Here is a 567-nt window from a genome sequence, read left to right on the forward strand (position 1 = left end):
GAGGCGGTGATGTCCACCGACCCGTTCGAGATCGTCACGAGTCCCGCTTCGAGGCCTTCCTCCGACTGGGTGACAGTGACGTCTGCGCCGTCCAGGACGGCGGCGACCTCCGCATGGATCCCGTCGTCCCCGGTGGCCAGGGTCAGGGTTCCCGAGCTCAGGCGGAGCGCCCCCTTGGAGTGCAGGGCGTCGTCACCGGAGTCCACCTCCACGTTGGCCCCGTCGACGACCAGGAAGGTCCCGGCCTTGAGGCCCTTGGCCGAGGTCTCGGTCTTCCCGGCCGACGCCCCACCTCCTGAGGTCACGCCCACGCTCCCCCCGGTGAGCACCACATCGGTGTGGGCGTCGATCCCGTCACCGGCCGAGGTCACGCTCACCGTGCCCCCGGAGATGTGCACGTAGCCCTGGGTCGGGCCCGCGTCCTGGTCGGACTTCAGACCGTCACCACCGGTACTCACACTCACTGTCCCACCCGCAACCGTCAGGGAGTCCTTGCCGCGCAGGCCATCGTCGGCGGCATCGACGTCCAGGGTGCCGGAGAGGACGTAAAGGTCGTCGGTGGAGGTG

At 69.5% G+C, this 567-nt stretch carries 1 protein-coding gene; it reads right to left on the bottom strand.

Features of this window, described 5'->3' with window-relative positions; all coding sequences use genetic code 11:
• Nucleotides 1-567: carbohydrate-binding domain-containing protein (locus FK530_RS25100; RefSeq protein WP_146489499.1), on the bottom strand; the 567-nt coding region annotated here is incomplete at both ends.

It is taken from the genome of Tsukamurella conjunctivitidis, assembly GCF_007858475.1.
Lineage (GTDB): Bacteria > Actinomycetota > Actinomycetes > Mycobacteriales > Mycobacteriaceae > Tsukamurella > Tsukamurella conjunctivitidis.